Origin of the sequence: Ilumatobacter sp., from assembly GCF_030065885.1 — a bacterium.
Taxonomy (GTDB): Bacteria; Actinomycetota; Acidimicrobiia; order Acidimicrobiales; family Ilumatobacteraceae; genus Ilumatobacter.
In genome coordinates this window covers 1-12667 of sequence record NZ_JASJCS010000033.1, presented here as the reverse complement: position 1 = coordinate 12667, position 12667 = coordinate 1, and the positions used below count along the sequence as shown (strand labels likewise).

General features: G+C 71.3%; 13 protein-coding genes. 7 read left to right on the top strand and 6 right to left on the bottom strand.

The window, feature by feature from the left end:
* Positions 1 to 39 precede the first annotated feature (39 nt).
* The 3 genes from QNJ12_RS09535 to QNJ12_RS09525 all read left to right on the top strand — a co-directional run bounded on the left by QNJ12_RS09535 (position 40) and on the right by QNJ12_RS09525 (position 1437).
* Entirely contained in the window at positions 40 to 390 is a 351-nt protein-coding gene (locus QNJ12_RS09535) for a Rid family hydrolase (RefSeq protein WP_300622138.1), read from the top strand.
* 37 nt (positions 391 to 427) lie between these two features.
* Positions 428 to 583: a hypothetical protein gene (locus QNJ12_RS09530; RefSeq protein WP_300622135.1), complete on the top strand. Its 156-nt coding sequence runs from the start codon at positions 428 to 430 to the stop codon at positions 581 to 583.
* A 65-nt stretch (positions 584 to 648) separates the two neighbouring features.
* Positions 649 to 1437, top strand: a complete 789-nt coding sequence (locus QNJ12_RS09525) for a hypothetical protein (RefSeq protein WP_300622133.1) — start codon at positions 649 to 651, stop codon at positions 1435 to 1437.
* Between the two features lie 114 nt (positions 1438 to 1551).
* Here the strand turns inward: QNJ12_RS09525 and QNJ12_RS09520 are convergent, their stop codons facing one another.
* The 4 genes from QNJ12_RS09520 to glnII form a co-directional block, all read right to left on the bottom strand.
* Positions 1552 to 3072: a hypothetical protein gene (locus tag QNJ12_RS09520; protein WP_300622131.1), complete on the bottom strand. Its 1521-nt coding sequence runs from the start codon at positions 3070 to 3072 to the stop codon at positions 1552 to 1554.
* A gap of 106 nt (positions 3073 to 3178) precedes the next feature.
* Entirely contained in the window at positions 3179 to 3877 is a 699-nt protein-coding gene (locus QNJ12_RS09515) for a response regulator transcription factor (protein ID WP_300622129.1), read from the bottom strand.
* A 58-nt stretch (positions 3878 to 3935) separates the two neighbouring features.
* Entirely contained in the window at positions 3936 to 5273 is a 1338-nt protein-coding gene (gene glnA / locus QNJ12_RS09510) for a type I glutamate--ammonia ligase (RefSeq protein WP_300622250.1), read from the bottom strand.
* Positions 5274 to 5397: 124 nt separating this feature from the next.
* Positions 5398 to 6450, bottom strand: a complete 1053-nt coding sequence (gene glnII, locus QNJ12_RS09505; RefSeq protein ID WP_300622126.1) for a glutamine synthetase GlnII — start codon at positions 6448 to 6450, stop codon at positions 5398 to 5400.
* A gap of 171 nt (positions 6451 to 6621) precedes the next feature.
* On the opposite strand from glnII, the gene QNJ12_RS09500 reads away from it, so the two are divergent.
* From QNJ12_RS09500 to QNJ12_RS09490, 3 genes are all read left to right on the top strand, one after another.
* Positions 6622 to 7647 carry a hypothetical protein gene (locus QNJ12_RS09500; RefSeq protein ID WP_300622123.1) on the top strand — a complete coding sequence of 342 codons (1026 nt, stop codon included), beginning with the start codon at positions 6622 to 6624 and terminating at the stop codon, positions 7645 to 7647.
* Positions 7648 to 7770: 123 nt separating this feature from the next.
* Positions 7771 to 8139, top strand: coding sequence for a hypothetical protein (locus tag QNJ12_RS09495; RefSeq protein ID WP_300622121.1), 369 nt, complete (start codon positions 7771 to 7773; stop codon positions 8137 to 8139).
* 40 nt (positions 8140 to 8179) lie between these two features.
* Positions 8180 to 8788, top strand: coding sequence for a maleylpyruvate isomerase N-terminal domain-containing protein (locus tag QNJ12_RS09490; RefSeq protein WP_300622118.1), 609 nt, complete (start codon positions 8180 to 8182; stop codon positions 8786 to 8788).
* A gap of 51 nt (positions 8789 to 8839) precedes the next feature.
* On the opposite strand, the gene QNJ12_RS09485 is transcribed toward QNJ12_RS09490, so the two are convergent.
* Positions 8840 to 9757: a DMT family transporter gene (locus QNJ12_RS09485; RefSeq protein ID WP_300622115.1), complete on the bottom strand. Its 918-nt coding sequence runs from the start codon at positions 9755 to 9757 to the stop codon at positions 8840 to 8842.
* A gap of 250 nt (positions 9758 to 10007) precedes the next feature.
* Here QNJ12_RS09485 and QNJ12_RS09480 point away from each other — a divergent pair, with 250 nt between their 5' ends.
* Complete coding sequence (locus QNJ12_RS09480) at positions 10008 to 10463, top strand: hypothetical protein (protein WP_300622112.1); 456 nt, start codon at positions 10008 to 10010, stop codon at positions 10461 to 10463.
* Positions 10464 to 10481: 18 nt separating this feature from the next.
* Here the strand turns inward: QNJ12_RS09480 and QNJ12_RS09475 are convergent.
* On the bottom strand, positions 10482 to 12667 hold a 2186-nt coding region (locus QNJ12_RS09475; protein WP_300622109.1), incomplete at its 5' end, for a molybdopterin cofactor-binding domain-containing protein.

The window sequence follows — 12667 nt, the reverse complement described above, 5'->3', positions numbered from 1 at the left end:
TGGCGTCGTTCGGCGCCCTCGTTGTGTACGGTCGGCGCGATGAGCAAGCCGTTGGGTCCGTACACGCCGGCCGTCCGCGCCGGTGACTTCATCATCGTCTCGGGGCAGGTCGGCGTCGTCGACGGCGCGCTGGCCGAGGGCGGCGTCGCCGGGCAGACCAGTGCCGCGATCGCCAACCTGACCGCACGTCTCGCCGAGATGGGCGCCGAACTGACCGACGTCGTGAAGACCACGTGCTTCCTCGTCGACATGGACGCGTTCGCGACCTTCAACGACGCCTACGTCGAGGGCTTCGGCGCGCACCGGCCGGCGCGGTCGACCGTCGCCGTGCGCGAGCTCCCGGTGGGCGCCCAGGTCGAGATCGAGGCCATGGCGTACCGGCCGGACTGATCTGATCGGATCGGCGGCCGACGGCTAGCCTGGCCACATGGCCGGAGCAATCGCGATCGTCGTCGTGCTGCTGATCTTCCCAACGCTCATCCTGATGAGCGGTGGTGCCGCCTCCGCGATCCTCGGGTTCTTCCTCCAGCAGGACGGCGAGGCGCGGCACGAGGGCAGCGAGCTGCTCGACCTCGACGATTGAGCCGCCGGGCCGACCGCCCGGCCGGTGCCGCTCCGTCGGGTCGTGCACGGGTCAGAATGGACGCCGTGTCCGTCCGCGTCCTGGCGCTCGCCGCCGGCCTGCTCGTCAGCGCGTGTGCACCCAACGCGTCCTCGCAGGGCGTGTCGGCCGTCGCCGCCGGCACGACACCGGAGCAATCCGAACGTGTGCGGCCGGCGGCCATCCCCGCCGCGGCCGGTGAGTCCGCGGTCGCGGTCGCCGTCGATGCCGACCCCGACGCCGACGACGAGACGGCCGATCCCGTCCGGATCGTGCCGGAGGTCGTGGCCCCGCGGCTCCCCGGGTCGGTCGCGGTGGTCGGCGACTCCTTGACGCTCTCGGCGGCGGCGGAGATCGAGACCGCGATGCGCGGCCTGGGCCTCGACCTGGTCGGCTTCGACGCGATGGAGAACCGGCGGATGGTCAAGAGCGCACGCTCCCTGCCGGCCGGGGTCGATGCGATCGACGAGATCGTCGCCGCGGGTGAGCCCGCCGAGGTCTGGGTGATCGCGCTCGGGACCAACGACATCGGGTCGTTCGACTCCGCCGTCGGCTTCGGCGACGACGTCACGACCGTGCTCCGACACGTGCCCCGCGATGCGACCGTGATCTGGGTCGACCTCTGGATCCGCGACCGGGCCGAGTCGGTCGCCGAGGCCAACGAGGTGCTTCGCTCGGTCGTCGGCGCTCGCCGCGACGCCGCGGTCGTCGACTGGTTCTCGTCCGGTGACGACGAGGGCGTCATCACCGGCGACGGCGTGCACCTCACCGAGATCGGCCGCCAGCGGTTCGCCGAGGCGATGGCCGACGGCATCGTGGCGCACTTCTCCCGCTGAGCCGGCCGCCGCCCCGCTGACGGGCCGACGATCCGACGCGCCGACCCGCCGACCCGTCGGCCTCGCCCCGACGATCCGTCGCCGGTCGGACGCGCCGCCGGTCCGGAGCGCCGCTCAGCCGACGTCGTCGAAGCGGGCGAGGATCGACTCGAGCGCTGCCCGGTCGTCGCCGGTCGCATGGTCGCGGAAGGACGCCACGGTCGTCCGCGCGGCTGCGAGCTGGTCGGGCGACGCCCGTGCGATCGCGAGCGCGTAGTGGCCGTCGGCGTCCTCGTACTTGCCGAGGGCGAGTTGGGTGACGCCCACTCCCATCAGCACGGCGGCGTCGTCGAGGCCCAGCGCCACCGCCTGCAGAAGCTCTCGTTCCGCTGCGGCGGCGTCGTGGGCCTGCAGGGCCTCGATCCCGCGGTCGCGAGCCTCGTACGCCTCGGGCGGGATGATGATCTGCTGCAGCAGCCCGGCGGCACGGTCGACGGCGTCGGACACGGCATCGCCGGTCACGCGGAGGCGTTCACCGCGCGCCGAGGCCACCTGCATCGCCGAGATGAGCATGGCGAGCGCGCCGATCTCGGGAACCGGGAAGTCGGGTCCGGACGGGTCGTAGCTGAGGATCGTGTCGTGGCCGATGTTCGCCGGCACCTCGGCCGTCGACTCGGCGCTCTTGACCAGCACCGACAGGTGCCCGCTGGCGTGGGCGGCACCGATCTCGTAGAAGACGTTCGCGTTGGGTTCGGACACGTCGGCCCACACGATCCCCGACTTCGCGATCAGCCGGATCAGGAGGTCGGCGTACTCCTCGTCCGACAGGCCGCCCCACGCCCGGAACGCCCGGAAGCCGGCTCGCTCGAGCGTCGGGCGGTAGAACGTGGCGAAGTACCCGGCGTACGGCGGCGCGAAGGGCATGATGACGAACGCGGTTTCGGGCTCGGCGGGGAGCTGCTCGACGACCTCTGCCAGATAGAGCAGCGACGGGGTCAGCAGCGGGTCGACGAGGCGAACGCCGTCGTCGCCGATCGGTGCGACGAACAGATCGAGATCGGGCTCGGGGAGTTCGTACTTGGCCACGATCCCGCGGATCTGGTCGAGGATGCCCGCGGCGACCTCGGGGTCGTCGGCCTCGCCCAGGCCCTGGAGGATGAGGTGCCCGCCGAGCAGCACGAACTCCGCCAGCTCCTGCGACACCGCCGCCGCGCCGACGATGACCTGCTGCATGAGCTCGTTGTGCTCCGGCGTGCCGAACGGGGTCTGCTCGGTGCTCAACCGCACGTCGACCCCGATCTCGTCGAGGAACTCCTGCATGCGGTCACGTCGGATCGGCCAGTCGTCGCGTGCGTACCTCGCGGTGGCGACCATCATGAACTGCCCGAGGAGCATGCCGTTGTAGCGGCAGTACATCGGCGAGAACCGATCGACGTCGGGCATCGCCGTCGAGAACGACACGAACGCCGGCGGTCCCTCGTCGGTGTCGGCGCCGACGTCGATCTCGTGCTCGGCCGGCTCGAAGTCGGCCGGCCCGTCCAGGGAGACCACGTGTCGTCCCGGCGCCAGCGAGAGGACGCGGTTGGTGTTCCCTTCCACGGCGCCATCGACGACGACGCCGCGGAGACCGGGGTACTGGACGTGCAGTCGTGCCACGTTGCCCTCACTGATCGGCGACGGCCGTCACGGTAGCAAGGCGCCGAGGAGCGGGTGGCCGGCGGGCACCCGGCTCACCCGGCCGGACGCGTCGCGTGTCGAGACGTCAGCTGCCCCAGCGCGACTGGCCGAACCGGTAGCCGACCGAACGGACCGTCTGGATCAGCCCGGCGTGCTCCTCGCCGAGCTTCGCCCTGAGGCGCCGGATGTGCACGTCGACGGTGCGGGCGCCGCCGTAGTACTCGTAGCCCCACACCCGCGACAGCAGGATCTCCCGCGTGAACACCTTGCCCGGGTTCTGGGCGAGGAACTTCAGCAGCTCGTACTCCATGAACGTGAGGTCGAGCGGGCGCTGCGCGATGGTGGCCTGGTAGGTCTCGAGGTTGAGCCGGAGCTCGCCGTACTCGACCAGGTCGGCGGCCGGGACGGTGTCGCCCGACGTCCACAGCAGATGTCGCACCCGCGCTTCGAACTCGGCGGGATGGAAGGGCGTCAGGCAGAAGTCGTCGAACAGGTCGTCGCGCAGCTCGAGGTCGCCGATCTGCGAGCCGCCGATCAGCACGAGCACGCTCACGGCCGACGAGTCGGACTGACGGATCGCGCGGGCGAACGCCCAGGCGCTCTCGGCGTCGTCGGTGCAGTCGACGATGGCACCGCTCCAACCCGCGGGCGGCTCGTGCTCGGCGGCATCGTCGAGCCCCGTGACGGTCTTCCAGGAGATGCCGGCGAGGTCGAGCGCCCGCGCCACGTCGACCGAGTCGGCGTAGACCGCGATCAGGCCGCGGTCGTGCGGCGCGGTCACCATGGCGCGCCGATCCGGCCTGTGGCCGAGCACGGTCGCCGTCCGGGAGAACCGTCGCGCATCAGACGGACCCGAGGTACCGGTCGAGCTCGAACTGGCTGACGTGGGTCTTGTAGCTGCGCCACTCGCGGCGCTTGTTGCGCAGGAACCACTCGAAGATGTGCTCGCCGAGCGCCTCGTGCACGAGCTCGGACGACTCCATCATGCGCAGCGCGTCGGACAGCGACTGCGGGAGCTGGGTGATGCCGAGCTTGGCGAGCGCCGCGTCGTCCATCTCGAAGAGGTTGGCGTCGGCCTCCTCGGCGAGCTCGTAGCCCTCGTGGATGCCGCGCATGCCGGCGGCGAGCAGCACGCTGAAGACCAGGTAGGGGTTGGCGGCGGGGTCGGGCGAGCGGAACTCGATCCGCGTCGCGACCGGGTTGCCCTTCTTGGCGATCGGGACTCGGATCAGGCCGCTGCGGTTGTTGCGGGCCCAGCTGATGTGGACCGGCGCTTCGAAGCCGGGGACGAGCCGCTTGTAGCTGTTGACGGTCTGGTTGGTGATGGCCGTGATCTCTGCCGCATGGACCAGCAGGCCGGCCATGAACGACTTGGCGAGCGGCGACAGGTGGTGGGCGTCGTCGCCGTCGTAGAACGCGTTGTCGTCGCCGCGGAACAGCGACATGTGGAGATGCATGCCCGACCCCTGCATCGCCTCGAACGGCTTGGGCATGAACGTGGCGTGCACCCCTTGGCTTGCGGCGACCTCCTTCACGACGAGGCGGAACGTCATCACGCTGTCGGCCATCGTGAGCGCGTCGGTGTGACGGAGGTCGATCTCCTGCTGGCTCGGCGCGTCCTCGTGGAAGCTGTACTCGACCGGGATGCTCATCTGCTCGAGCTTGCGGATCGTCTCCTTGCGGAGATCGCCGGCGGCATCGCGAGTGGTGAGGTCGAAGTAGCTGCCCTGGTCGAGCGGCTGGGGACGCTCCCCGCGCCTGGGAGGCTCGAAGTAGAAGAACTCGATGTCGGGCGCGAGGTAGAAGGTGAAGCCCTCTTCGTGCGCGGCGGTGATGTGACGGCGGAGGACCTGCCGCGGGTCGCCCTCGAACGGTGTGCCGTCGAGGCTGTGGATGTCGCAGAAGACCCGCGCCTCGGCTGCACCCGGCTCGCTCCACGGGATCAGCTCGAAGGTGTCGGGGTCGGGCACCGCCAACACGTCGGCCTCCTGGATGCGCGAGAACCCGTCGATCGACGAGCCGTCGAACGTCATGCCGTCCTCGAGCGCGTTCTCGAGCTCGGCCGGGCTGATCGCGAAGCTCTTCAGGTTGCCGAGCACGTCGGTGAACCACAGGCGCACGAGGCGTACGCCGCGCTCCTCGACGGTGCGCAGCACGTAGTCGCGGTGTTGATCGAGCATGTCGCTCACCTCACCAGTGTGGGTCGAGGTCGGTCAGGTTGAAAACCCGAGCGAGGGCCCGGTGTCGGGCCCTCGCTGGTCGAGTCGTGGTCCGCCGGGCGCTGGTGGTGCGACCGGCGAGTGATCACTTCTTGGCGGCCGCCTTCTTCTTGGCGGCCTTCTTGGCCGGCTTCTTGGGGCTGTTGATCGTCTCGGTGATGAGACGGGCGACCGTGTACGGGTCGCAGTTGGCGTTCGGGCGGCGGTCCTCTGCGTACCCGCGGCCGTCCTTCTCGACCTGCCACGGGATGCGGATCGATGCGCCGCGGTGTGACACGCCGTAGCTGAACTCGCTCCACGGGGCGGTCTCGTGGTCGCCGGTGAGGCGCTCCTCGATGCCGTCGCCGTAGTTGCTGACGAGCTCCATGTAGTTGGCGCCGATCTTCTCGACGGCCTCGATGATGGCCGGGTAGCCCTCACGCATGGCGAGGTTCGAGAAGTTCGTGTGGCAGCCGGCGCCGTTCCAGTCGCCGGTCTGCGGCTTCGCGTCGAAGCTGATCAGCACGTCGTAGTCCTCGCCGATCCGCTGCAGCAGCCAGCGGGCCACGTTGAGCTGGTCGCCGACCGCGGTCGGGCCGAGCGGGCCGATCTGGAATTCCCACTGGCCGGGCATGACCTCGGGGTTGGTGCCCGAGATCGCGAGGCCCGCGTCGATGCACGCCTGGGTGTGCTCCTCGACGATGTCGCGCCCGAAGATCCGGTTCGTACCGACGCCGCAGTAGTACGGACCCTGCGGTGCGGGCTGTCCGCCACCTGGGGGAAACCCGAGGGGCGTGCCGTTGGCGCGCTCCATCGTGTACTCCTGCTCGAGGCCGAACCACATCTGCGCGTCGGCGTGCTTCTTCTCGGCACGGGCGCATGCGGCGCGGGTGTTGGAGGGGTGGGGGCGCAGCGACGACGCCAGCAGCACCTCGCACATGACCAGCATGTTGCGGCCGCCGCGGATCGGGTCGGGGCACTGGAACACGGGACGCAACACGCAGTCCGAGTGCTCGCCGGTGGCCTGCTCGGTCGACGAGCCGTCGAAACCCCAGATCGGAGGCTCGCTGACCTCGTCGTGCAGGATCTTCGTCTTGCTCCTGAGCATCGGGGTCGGCTGGTAGCCGTCGAGCCAGATGTATTCAGCTTGGTACGCCACAGATGGGTCCTTCCACATCAACGGGTTGTAGGGGCAGCGGCAGGGTGTCACTGCGCGATTACCCCGTCATGTTCGCAATGTGAACTCCCTGTGAACAAACGGCCGGCGGCAGCCGTTCGCGACGCCCGCGCCGACCTGGACGACGGTCGCGGGGCACCTATCGTGAGGGCGATGCGCGGTCGGACGCTCGTCGGGTTGACGCTGGGGCTCTCGATGATCGCCGCCGCATGCGGCGGCGACGAACCCGGCGCGCAAGCCGTCGTACCGGCGGGATCGACGACGGCGGAGCTGCCCTTCTCCGAGGCCGAACCCGACTTCGTCGCCCGCGCCGGCGACGGCGAGGTGGCCGATGAGCTCGCACCGAGCCAGGAGACGGCGGAGACCGTGCCGCGGCCCGACACACCAGGGCCGTGCGCGGCGGGCGACCTGCACGTCTGGACGGCACAGGTGGTGCTCGGCGAGCGGTCGGCAGATGCGGTGGTCCGGGTGCGCAACGCCGGCGACCGGTGGTGTGAGGCCGATCTGTCGGCGTCGCCGCAGATCGATCCGGCGGCCGAGCCGGACGTCTGGCTCGAGCCCGGCGAGTGGGCCGATCTCGTCATCGGTCCGAGCGGCGACGACTGCGACGAACCGTCGCTCGTCACACTCGCCACGGTCGACGTCAACGGCACCCCGGTCGACATACCGACATCGGCGCTGATGCGGTGTGGCTGGCAGGTCACCGCCTTCTTCCCCAACGAGACCGCCGACTCGCCGTGCGGCGCGAACGACCTCGAGGTCGCCGTCCTCGAGGCGCACGTGCTCGTGCGCAACGCCGACTTCCGTCCGTGCGTCCTCGGCGAGCTGGTGTCGGTGACCCGAGCTGCGGTCGTGCCGCGCGGCGACGCGCCCGCGGCGTCGGCGCTCCCCGTGCTCACGACGTTGGCGGGCGGGGACGTCGTGGCGTTCGCATACGAAGCGCCCGGTGACGCGGCCTGCACGGCGCCGGCGGCGGAGTACCTGCTCTCGTTCACGACCGCCGGTGACGTGCCGTTCGATGGCGTCGCCTGCGACTCGTCGTTCGTCGGCGGGTCCGGGACTCCGTACTTCGGCGTGCGGGGCGCCCCGTTCGATGTCGCGCCCGGCGAAGCACTCGACGTCGACGCGGCGTTGCTGGCGCTCGACCCGTTCGGACTGCGAGCAGCCGGTGGCGGCTGATGGTGACGTTCACATCCGTCGACCGGAGCCCGTCGCGAGTTCTGTCGGACACAACTCGCGACGGGCGCGGCGCAGGGCCTTCGGGCCCTTGCCGTGTCGACGAACGGGGGAGATGCTCGAGTCATGGATGCGTTCCTCGCGTACCTCGCCGCCGGTCTGGTCGCCGCCTGGGGTGTCGCGCATGCGATCCCGACCAGGCAGGTCGTCGCCGGCTTCGAGCCGATCACCGCCGACAATCGGCGCGTGCTCCAACAGGAGTGGCTCGCCGAGGCGTTCACCATGTGGGGCATTGCCGCCACGACCATCGCCGTCACCCTCGCCGACGGCGCCGACGCGGCCGCCTGGGCCTACCGGACACTCGCCGCACTGCTCGTCGCCCTCGCGGTCCTGACCGCCGCCACCGGCGGGCGCACGCCGGTCATCTGGTTCAAGATCTGCCCGGTGCTGCTCACCACGTCGGCGGCGCTGCTGTTCGCGGCCAGCGTCGTGTAGCACCCGGCGTGGGCACGCGCCGACCCGTAGGGTTCGACGCGTGACCCCCGATGCAGTCGCCGCGGTCTACCTCGACGGTGTTCGCGCCGTCGAGCGGATCGCGGGTGGGCTCGCCGACCCGCAGTGGGATCTCCCGGCATGCGGCGCGTGGACCGCGACCGAGACCGCCCGTCATCTCGCGGCGGTTGCCGGTTGGTACCACGAGTGGCTCGACCGGGCGCTGGTCGGTGAGCTCTCGCGGCCGTTCCCGGCCGAGTCGATCGACGCGTACACGGCGGCCTCGCTCGATGTGCACCGAGACCTCGATGGCCCTGGTGCGGTCGCGGCGTTCGCGACCTCGGCGACGGCGTATCTCGATCGCGCCCGCCAGCACTGGGATCTCCCGTTCAGCTTCCCGTTCGGCACGGTGACGGTCGGCCTGCACGCGGGCGTGGCCGCGACCGAGTGGCACCTCCACGCCTGGGACCTGTCGCAGCTCACCGGGCGGCGCCACGAACCGACGGACGCCGACCGGCTCCTGGTCGCGGCAGCCCAGTGCGTCGCGGCCGCGGACGGCGGGGTGAAGGCGGCGCTCGTGCGGCGGTTCGCCCCGCTCGCCGCCCGCCGGGCGCCGTGGTTGACCCTGCTGCGCCGTTCGGGTCGCGCCTGAGCGGGGTGGGTCGGGAGTCCCGGGGCGACGGTGGCCGCCCGTCGCGTGGCCTCAACGGCTCGGCGTGCCGGCGGTTCGGCGCGTCGCCTGCGTGAGGAAGACGCCGACCGACACGATCAGCACGCCGGCGGCGCCCAGCGGGCCTGGCGGCTCGTCGAGGAAGATCCAGGCCAGCACAGCGATCTGGATCAGCATCGTGTTGTTGATGCCCGCCGACTCCACCGCCGCCAGGCGGCGCATCGACACGTTCCAGAGCGTGAACGCGAACGCCGTGTTGACGACGGCCAGCCACAGCACGATCAGCGCCGCCCGTTCCGACACCTCGGGCACACCCTCGGCGGCCAACCCGGCGACGATCAGCACCGCAGCGCCGATCGACATGCTCACCGTCGTGACGATCGTGGGCGACAGCCGCGCGTCACGGTTCGCCAGCCGGCCCAGCAGCGACGACGCGACGTTCGCCGCGAGGCCGATCACGGCGGCGGTCATCCCGATCGCAGTCGCGCCGAGGTCGCCGCCGAAGTAGATCCCGGCGCCAGCGGCAACCAGCACGCCGCCGCTCACCTGCCGCGGCGACGAGTGCTCCGCCAGCGAGCGCCCGCCGGTCAGGGCCACCGCGATCGGCGTCAGCGAGAGCACGAGGCTCGTCGTCGCCGCCGGTTGGTGGTCGATCGCGACGAACTGGGCGCCCTGGGTCAGCGCGTAGAAGACGAGGCCGAGCACGGCCAGGAGCCCGAGGTCGCGGCGACCGAGCCGGCGGAGCTCGGCGCGATGACGTGGCCGAGTCGCGACCCATGCGCCGAGGACGACCGCTGCTGCGCCGTAGCGCAGGCCGGCGAACGACACCGGTCGCAGCGACTCGTCGTCGAGGCCGACGCGGATGAGCACCCAGGACGAGCTCCAGAGGAACGTGACGAGGAGCGCCGCCGAGACGGCGATGCTGTGTTGGCGGGAATCGGATCGAGGCAACGGAGACCTCCGGATCGGCGCGACGGACGGACGCCGACCTCTCCACTCGAGGCTTTGTCCCATGAGGTGCGAGCCCGTGCTGCGGGCCTTCCGTGGCGCTCGGACCAGGCCTCGCCGTGCGGCGAGCGGAACCCGAGCCACCCTTCGATCGGTGCGGTCAGCGTACCCGAGCCGCACACCACGACACGCGGCCGGAACTCCGCGGCACCCCCTCGTCACACTGCCCAGGGACCGACGGAAGGGGAGCAACATGCGAGTACTGATCGCCACCAGGGAACAGCAGGGCACGTCGCCCAGCGACGAGGACTTCGCCGTCGAGGGCGAGCTGGTCACGCCTGTCGTGATCGAGTGCCCCGATGCGATGTGCGACGTGTGCACGCGGGCGTGGTTCGGCCTCGCCAGCCACGGGGGCACCACGACCGCGATGGTCGTCGACCGGCCGGGCGTGACCGAGCTCGACCTCCGCCGGGCTCTGCACGAGTGGCTCGACTGCCGCGGCACGATCGATCTGATCGTGCAGGCCGCCGAGTCGGGCGCCTACGAGGTCGACGGCACCGTCGTCGTCGACCCGGTCGAGGCCGTCGACGAACTGGTCGACGCGCACGTCGCCGAGATCGCGGCGATCTGCCGGGCGTTCCCGGCGGGCACGGTGGTGAGCCGGCTCGGCGACCTCGTCTCGCCGCGGGTCACGCAGCGGGCCGCCTGAGCGGCCGCGACCGCGACGTCAGCGGGCGGGTCGCATCGGCAACGACGCTCGCCACTGCCCGTCGACCTCGTGGAGCGCCGCCGCGACCGCCGGCGCGGTCGGCACGAGGCCGATCTCGCCGACGCCCTTGATGCCGTACGGCGATCGCGGCTGTGGCACCTCGACGATGCGCACGTCGATCTCCGGCACGTCCTTGGCCCGGAGGATCCCGAGCGAGCGGAGCGTCATGTTCGTCGGGAACCCCGTGTCGGGGTCGGCAGGGAAGTCCTCGGTCAGCGCGTATCCGAGCCCCATGTGCACGCTGCCCTCGACCTGGCCCTCGACCAACAGCGGGTTCACGGCGCGCCCGACGTCGTGCACGGCGACGACCCGCTCGATCGAACCCGACTCGCGGTCGGCGACGGCGAGCTGCGTCGCGTAGCTGAAGCACGAGTGGATCGTCGGGTGCTCGACCTCGGGGTCGTCGAGCCGCTGCGTCCAGTCGACGACGTACTCGGCGTGGTGATCGACGTCGGGCGTGCAGCCGGCGGCGATCGCCGCCTCGCACGCGCCGCGCACCGACCCGGCCGTCATCAGCGTGCCCCGCGAACCGGTGGTCTGGCCGTGTCCCAGCTCGCGGCTCGTGTCGACGATGACGTCGATTCGGTCGGGGTCGACGCCGAGCTCGTCGGCGGCGACCTGGAGCGCAACCGTGTGCACGCCCTGGCCCATCTCGGTCCAGCCGTGGCGAACCTCGATCCGGCCGTCGGCCGAGCGGATTCTCACGACTGCGCCGCACACCTCGCGGAAGCCGTTGCCGAGGCCCGAGTTCTTCATGCCGAGCGCGAGCCCGACCGCCTTGCCGTCGGCGCGGGCGGCGTCGTACGCGCCGCGGATCTCGTCGAGGCACGCCTCGGCGCCGGCCGTGCCGTCGTCCATCAGCTGGCCGGGGCCCCAGATCTCGCCCGGCCGGATCACGTTGCGCTTGCGGATCTCCCAGCCCGACAGCCCCACCCGCTCGGCGAGCCGGTCGATGACACCCTCCATCGCGAACTGCGCCTGGTTGGCCCCGAACCCGCGGAACGCCCCGCAGACCGGGTTGTTCGTGCGGACGGCGATGGCCTCGACGTCGATCGCGTCCCACCGGTACGGCCCGCAGGCGTGTCCGGCGGCGCGTTCGAGCACCTTCATCCCGACGCTCGCGTACGCGCCCGAGTCGCCGATCGCACGGACCCGCAGTGCGGTCAGGTGGCCCTCGTCGTCGCAGCCGGCCTCGTACGCGAGCTCGATCGGATGCCGCTTCGCATGTATGCGCAGGCTCTCCTCGCGGGAGAGCGTGCACTTCACCGGCCGGTCGAGCAGCCACGCAGCCAGTGCGGCATGGGCCTGGTTGCTCATGTCCTCCTTGCCGCCGAACGCGCCGCCGTTCGAGACCAGCTCGACCGTGATCCGCTCGGCGGCCACGTCGAGCACCGACGCGATGTCGTCGCGGTCGTCCCACACACCCTGGCCGCCCGAGTAGACGTGCAGCGTCTTCGCGTCGTCGTCGCCGCTCGGCACCGCCAACGACGACTCGGGCTCGAGGAAGGCGTGCTCGACGCGCTGGGTGCGGAACGTCTCGCGCACGACGTGGGCGCTGGCGGACAGCGCTGCGTCGACGTCGCCCCCGCGTTGGTATGCGCTGACCGAGAGCGTGTTCGAATCGGTCCCCCAGACGGCGAGCGGGCTCGCGTCGGTGAGCGCGGCGTGCGGATCGGCGACCGGGCGGTGCACGTCGTAGTCGACGCGCAGCAGCTCGGCGGCGGCGCGGGCCTGGTCGCGCGTCTCGGCCACGACGACGGCGAGCACGTCGCCGGCGAACGACGTGGTGCCGCCGACCGGGATCATGACGGGCCAGTCGCGGTGGATCAGCCCGACCCGGAGCTCACCGGGGACGTCGGCGGCGGTCACTACGTCGATCACGCCCGGCGCTGCGCGTGCCGCCGCGGCGTCGATCGCCTCGATCGTGGCGCGGGCGTGCTCGGTCAGGCACAGCGCCGCGTGCAGCATGCCCGGCACCCTGATGTCGTCGATGTAGTCGCGTTCGCCCAGCGTCAACTCGGCCGCCTCGTACTTGGTGCCGCGACCGCCGATGGTGGCGGCGAGCGCCGGCTCGGCGATCGATTGCTGTGCGACCGCCTCGATCGCGTCGAGGACCTTCACGTAGCCGGTGCAGCGGCAGAGGT